At 47.1% G+C, this 5784-nt stretch carries 4 protein-coding genes; 2 read left to right on the top strand and 2 right to left on the bottom strand.

The genetic code is table 11. The features are described 5' to 3' along the window. Positions 1-126: 126 nt before the first annotated feature. Positions 127-732 (bottom strand): YtjB family periplasmic protein, encoded by a 606-nt coding sequence (locus RH46_RS19750; RefSeq protein ID WP_040896316.1) that lies wholly within the window; start codon positions 730-732, stop codon positions 127-129. Positions 733-836: 104 nt separating this feature from the next. Here RH46_RS19750 and serB point away from each other — a divergent pair, with 104 nt between their 5' ends. Next, on the top strand, positions 837-1817 hold the full coding sequence (gene serB / locus RH46_RS19745; protein ID WP_006881298.1) for a phosphoserine phosphatase: 981 nt from the start codon (positions 837-839) through the stop codon (positions 1815-1817). A 27-nt stretch (positions 1818-1844) separates the two neighbouring features. On the opposite strand, the gene RH46_RS19740 is transcribed toward serB, so the two are convergent. Beyond that, positions 1845-4184, bottom strand: coding sequence for a PilZ domain-containing protein (locus RH46_RS19740; RefSeq protein WP_006881297.1), 2340 nt, complete (start codon positions 4182-4184; stop codon positions 1845-1847). Between the two features lie 153 nt (positions 4185-4337). On the opposite strand from RH46_RS19740, the gene radA reads away from it, so the two are divergent. Further along, positions 4338-5717 carry a DNA repair protein RadA gene (radA, locus tag RH46_RS19735; protein WP_006881296.1) on the top strand — a complete coding sequence of 460 codons (1380 nt, stop codon included), beginning with the start codon at positions 4338-4340 and terminating at the stop codon, positions 5715-5717. The last annotated feature ends 67 nt before the right edge of the window (positions 5718-5784 follow it).

The raw sequence follows: 5784 nt of genomic DNA, 5'->3' as shown, positions 1-5784 counted from the left end.
TTCTCGCTTCTCGCTTCTCGCTTCTCGCTTCTCGCTTCTCGCTTCTCGCTTCTCGCTTCTCGCTTCTCGCTTCTCGCTTCTCGCTTCTCGCTTCTCGCTTCTCGCTTCTCGCTTCTCGCTTCTCGCTTACATATCCTTCAACAACAAGTTCTCGCCTTTGCGCTTGCTTGGTTTTCGGCGCACGATCAGTGTTAATAGAAGACCTGCGATAAAACTGAGTCCGACCATGGTATACATGTATCGATCACTCTTTCGGTAGTAGTGGTCAGAGAAAGCGGTCAGCTTGCCAGTTTCAAAGGTGATACGCACAAAACCGATCACAGAGCCGTCATGTAAAACTGGTTCAACGAGTTGCTGTTTACCGATACGTGCGGTTTCCAGAGGGGTATCAAGACCAAGCATTTCGCGCACTGATTTAGCTTGATCGCTGGCTGCTAGCTTAACGCCTTCAGCGTCATAGATGGTGGCATCAACGACCAAATTGTCTTTGGCTAACTGATTGGTCAGTTTCAGCAGACGCTCCTGATCTTGGTTAACGATCATATCGCCTGCAGATAGGGAAGCTTGTGAGATCAGAATATCGGTCAGTGTCTCTAACTGATTGGCCTGAATCTGCTCATTGCCCTTGGTAATCTTGACGCTGTTTATCGCGATTGTCGCTACCATAGCAATCAATGAGACAATCCCTAACACCTTCATCGCCATCCGGAATGAGAAAAGAGAGGAGTCCATTTTTCACCTAAATAGAGCTTAATTATACTTTAGAGCATATTGATACTTGCGCATCTAAATTGCAATAGGTTAACGTGATGGGAGATTTTACAGGAATTGCTAACATGGACACGTTGAAGACCCTTTCTATCCGTAAACATACCCCTTTAATTAACCGCTTACCTGAGACCCGACTGGCAACACAGTTTGATAAAGCCAAAGCCGGCTGGGTAGTATTCGCCGATTATTTATGCCCAGACCAGTTTGATGATATTGACTTCTTCGTCGGCTATTACAACGCTGTGGTCGATGTATGGAAAGTAGGTGGCTACGAAGTTGCATTGATGGCGGGAGAGCTAACTCCTGAGCATGAGGAGATTCTACAAGCGCTGCAGATAGACTATTCGACTCTGCACGATATGCCAGACTTAACTAAACCGGGTTTAGTGGTTCTGGATATGGACTCTACTGCGATTCAGATCGAATGTATTGATGAGATCGCTAAGCTTGCGGGTGTTGGCGAAGAAGTGGCGGAAGTGACTGAGCGCGCAATGCAGGGTGAGTTGGATTTTGAGCAGAGCCTGCGCCAACGTGTTGATAAACTGGCTGGTGCTGATGAATCCATTCTGAGTGCCGTGCGTGAGGAATTGCCGCTTATGCCAGACCTCGCAGAGTTAATCGGTACTCTAAAGCAGTATGGCTGGAAAACCGCTATCGCATCAGGTGGCTTTACTTACTTCTCAGATTATCTACAACAGCTACTGAGTTTAGATCATGCTCAATCAAATCAGCTTGAGATTATTGATGGTAAACTCACAGGCAAGGTTATTGGCGAAGTTGTATCAGCGCAGACCAAGGCAGATATTTTACAGCAGCTGGCTGAGCAGTATGACATTGAAGCGCATAACACCATTGCAGTCGGTGATGGTGCCAACGATCTGGTGATGATGGATGCGGCGGGACTAGGTGTTGCCTATCACGCTAAGCCCAAAGTTGAACAACAGGCGAAAAGCGCTGTACGTTATGCAGGACTTGGCGGCATTATCTGTATTCTGTCGGCGATTCTGGTCAAGCAAAAGCGAGTCAGCTTTAAGCCGCAACCATAGAAGAGAGCGAGACTGAGTCTCGCTTTTTTATTGGGTCAGTTCTAATCGAATCAGAACTTCTTCAGTGATATCTATCAATTCGCCGTAACCAACGATACTGTGCATCTCTTTTTCAAGGCTGCGCGCCTGATGCATGCTGATCTGCGCGAGTTCATTGAGATCTTTGCGCACTAATGCAGTAATAGGATCGAATACCGGAGCGCCACAGATACGGATCGCGTAAAACTCACCCATCGACTGTGATTTCTTAATGAACATTATGCGCTCTTTGATGCTATCAAACTCGCTGCTCAGTTTAGATTCAACTGACTGAATACGAGTACCAAATTTAATCGTGGCTAAATACAACTCATGGTATTGCGGTTGAGCCCCCTCAATGCGCTTCATAGGCTGTGCCAGAAGCGTGTTTGTCCGGCCTTTATAGATTGGCCCTAAAGAGAAGCTCTTCTCGTCCCCTAGCTTGGCCAGGATGGCAAGATAAGGCTTGAGTGGGTAGTTCACACCAATCGCTTTTGGCCTCAGGCTGCTGCCTTTTTTCTCGACGTAGAGTGGCGAGCTAACCATCTTATCCAGCAGGATGTTGTGTAGCCCCTCCAGCAGTTCATTACTTGGCAGTAATTCCTTTTTGGCGATCAATTTGTCCTGGTTATGTTCGATCAGTTTGCCGAAAAAGGCGATCGTACGCATGATGTGGCTCTCTTCGATGATCGCGAGTTGAAGCCTTTTTTCTCCCGGAGTAACACGGATGATCTTATATGGCACTTCAGTAAGGGGCAGCTTCTTATCGTACAGCTGTAACTCCTTAAAGTTGATCGAACAAAGATCTCCCGCTTTCAGGTGACATGGTTGCGTCAGAGCCACACTGATGCCGTGTTTCGAAATATCAACGCTAACCCCTTCAATCGAGGTGCCATTGGCATGAGACAGAACGATAGGTGAGCGGAACTTATACCTGGGCTCACGGCGACGTGATTTAGCATCAAAGTAGACGCAAGCTGGATTACTCTCAGGGTTACGAGCATGTCTGAAGCGATTAAGTTCATTACTTGCCAGCTGAGGTTTGTCAGTGAGCAGGTAGTCCTGACGACTATTTTCATCAGCGATTTCTTGCAAGATACCGCAGTGAGTTAACGATTCTGTTTCCAGCTCACTGGAGTGGCTGGCTAGGGTATCTTTCTCTGCTTGTGAGAGCTCGAACACTGACAGGCGAAATGCCTTCCAACTCTCTTTCTTCGCCCCGATATGCCAGAATAATTGACGCATTTCGCGTGTGGCTTCTGGCATCATCATCGAAAAGAATAAGGTTTTGTCTTTGTGCTCATGAGTAAAGGAGTAGAGAACGTTATTACTGCCGCGCATCCCTTCAGCCGTAAGCTGCGTCATACGTTGCTGGTGAAACAGGTTACTCAGTGTTTGCTGGTTTCGTTCGTCATGCCAGTATTGCCAGATAGGTTGATTGTTTTCCGTCATCAATACCAGCTTTAACTCATTGCCACTAAAGAAAACAGGCAAGTTGCATGTGTGTTTGAGGTAGGTATGCTCGAAACCACGCGAGCGAGCACGGATTATCTTGTCCTGGTTATCGTGACGCGCTTTCTGCGTATCGCTTTTGATAACGTACTCGATGACCTGCTCAATAATACTGGAAGTATCTAGCTTCAGTAGTCGTAAGAATTTAACCGCATCGTTTTCGTAAGATTCATCAATACCAACGATTCGGTAGGAAAGAAGAGAGTCGACTCCTTCAACTTCAACACTTTTGCTTAGTTCAACCAGACGAACTTCGATGACTTCACCGAGTTTGTAATCGAATGCAGAAGGGACTTTGAACTTAGCACCAGATGGAGAGAGGTCAATCGTGACCGCATGGACGATCTGGTTGTTACTCAGCTTTAACTCTATTTGAGAGGAGAGTTTCAGACGGTTCTCTTTGCGTTTGAGGTCATAGCCTAAAGTGATCGCTTCAACATCAATACCACTGGTATCGATAGAAACCTCTGTCCCGAGTGGCTTGCCACGTTTTTGCATAACGCGGAAGTTGTTGTGAGTGTTACACAGGGCTTCCCACACACCTTCGGTATAACCGCCAAACTTGCGGGTATTCTTATGGTAGGCGTTGAAAGCAACATCATCTAACCAATGTTTGAGGCCATCAAGCTCATACTCGCGGCATTCCCCTTTTACCCTGCCACGTAAATCGATTGGTTTTGTACAGGGAGCCATAACTCGGTTAAGTTCCATTTTAACCAGAATTTTAACGGACGGGGGATCACCCTCAGTCATTTGACCAAGAAGATAATCGAAGTCTTCTGAGTGATATGCGGGAATCAAACGTTCCGCAAGAGAGAGTATTTCTGGCTGCTGCATATTTTTTGTTAGAGTATCCCTTACTCAGTTCATATCGGCCTTGATATAAAGATCTTTAGTGATATGTTACTGCGAATCAAGTAGAGAAGATGATATAAGCCACCTGCGTCGTTGTTTATGTCACAAATACAATATTTAGAGACCTGAGGTTACATGGCAAAAGCGAAAACAGCATACGTATGTAATGACTGCGGTGCAGATTTTCCGCGTTGGCAGGGGCAGTGCAATGCCTGTGGTGCGTGGAATACCATTAGTGAGGTTCGACTAGCAGCGTCGCCAAGTGTTGCACGAAATGAGCGTCTGTCTGGCTATGCAGGTGCGACAGCAGAAACCAAAGTTCAGACTCTTTCTGAGATAGACCTGCAAGAAGTTCCGCGCTTTACCAGTGGTTTCAAAGAGCTGGACCGTGTTTTAGGTGGTGGCGTGGTTCCGGGCGCTGCTATTCTGATTGGTGGTAACCCAGGTGCCGGTAAGTCGACGCTGTTACTGCAAACTATGTGTTATCTGGCATCACAGATGCCGACACTTTATGTCACAGGTGAAGAGTCACTGCAGCAGGTTGCGATGCGTGCTTCGCGTTTGGGCTTGCCGAAAGATAACTTAAAAATGTTGTCAGAAACCAATGTTGACCGTATTTGTCAGGTTGCAGAGCAAGAGCAGCCAAGAATCATGGTTATCGACTCTATTCAGGTTATGCATGTCTCTGATGTACAGTCCTCTCCGGGCAGTGTGGCACAGGTTCGTGAGTCTGCCACTGCGTTAACGCGATACGCTAAGCAGAACAATGTCGCAGTATTTATTGTTGGTCACGTGACTAAAGATGGCACTCTGGCGGGACCAAAAGTACTCGAGCATATTATTGACTGTTCCGTGCTTCTGGATGGTGGCACCGATAGCCGTTTTCGCACCCTGCGTAGCCATAAAAACCGTTTTGGTGCGGTTAATGAGCTCGGTGTGTTTGCTATGACAGGTCAGGGTCTGAAAGAGGTGAGTAACCCATCTGCTATCTTCCTTTCTCGCGGTGAAGAAGAGACATCAGGCAGCTCTGTAATGGTTGTCTGGGAAGGTACACGTCCGTTATTGGTCGAAATTCAGGCTTTGGTTGATTACTCTCAGTTGGCTAACCCACGCAGGGTTGCCGTCGGTCTGGAACAGAACCGACTTTCTCTTTTGCTTGCTGTTCTGCATAAGCATGGAGGCTTACAAATGGCAGATCAGGACGTATTCGTCAATGTTGTTGGTGGGGTAAAAGTAACCGAAACCAGTGCCGATTTAGCGTTAGTTATGGCGTTACTATCGAGTTTCCGTGACCGACCATTGCCAAAAGATGTCGTGGTGTTCGGCGAGGTAGGCCTGGCTGGTGAAATTCGCCCGGTACCAAGTGGCCAGGAGCGACTCAACGAAGCATTTAAACATGGCTTTAAGAAGGCAATAGTACCAGCAGCTAATATGCCTAAAGGCGGTATACCTGGTATGCAGATTCATGGTGTTAAGAAGCTTAGCGAAGCGATTGAGGCGTTTGATGAGCTTTAAACAGAGATTCGAGATCGGACATCGTCCTGCGAGAATCTAGAACGGGCTGCGCCCTTCAAGAGGTGCA

It is taken from the genome of Vibrio brasiliensis LMG 20546 (assembly GCF_000189255.1).
Classification (GTDB): domain Bacteria; phylum Pseudomonadota; class Gammaproteobacteria; order Enterobacterales; family Vibrionaceae; genus Vibrio; species Vibrio brasiliensis.
The sequence above is the reverse complement of the archived record's forward strand: the minus strand, read 5'-3'. Positions and strand labels throughout refer to the sequence as shown.

Excerpts from the sequence above, each read along its gene's own strand:
- RH46_RS19750 (WP_040896316.1), bottom strand. The coding sequence starts at position 732 with ATGGACTCCTCTCTTTTCTCATTCCGGATGGCGATGAAGGTGTTAGGG.
- serB (WP_006881298.1), top strand. The coding sequence starts at position 837 with ATGGACACGTTGAAGACCCTTTCTATCCGTAAACATACCCCTTTAATT.
- RH46_RS19740 (WP_006881297.1), bottom strand. The coding sequence starts at position 4,184 with ATGCAGCAGCCAGAAATACTCTCTCTTGCGGAACGTTTGATTCCCGCA.
- radA (WP_006881296.1), top strand. The coding sequence starts at position 4,338 with ATGGCAAAAGCGAAAACAGCATACGTATGTAATGACTGCGGTGCAGAT.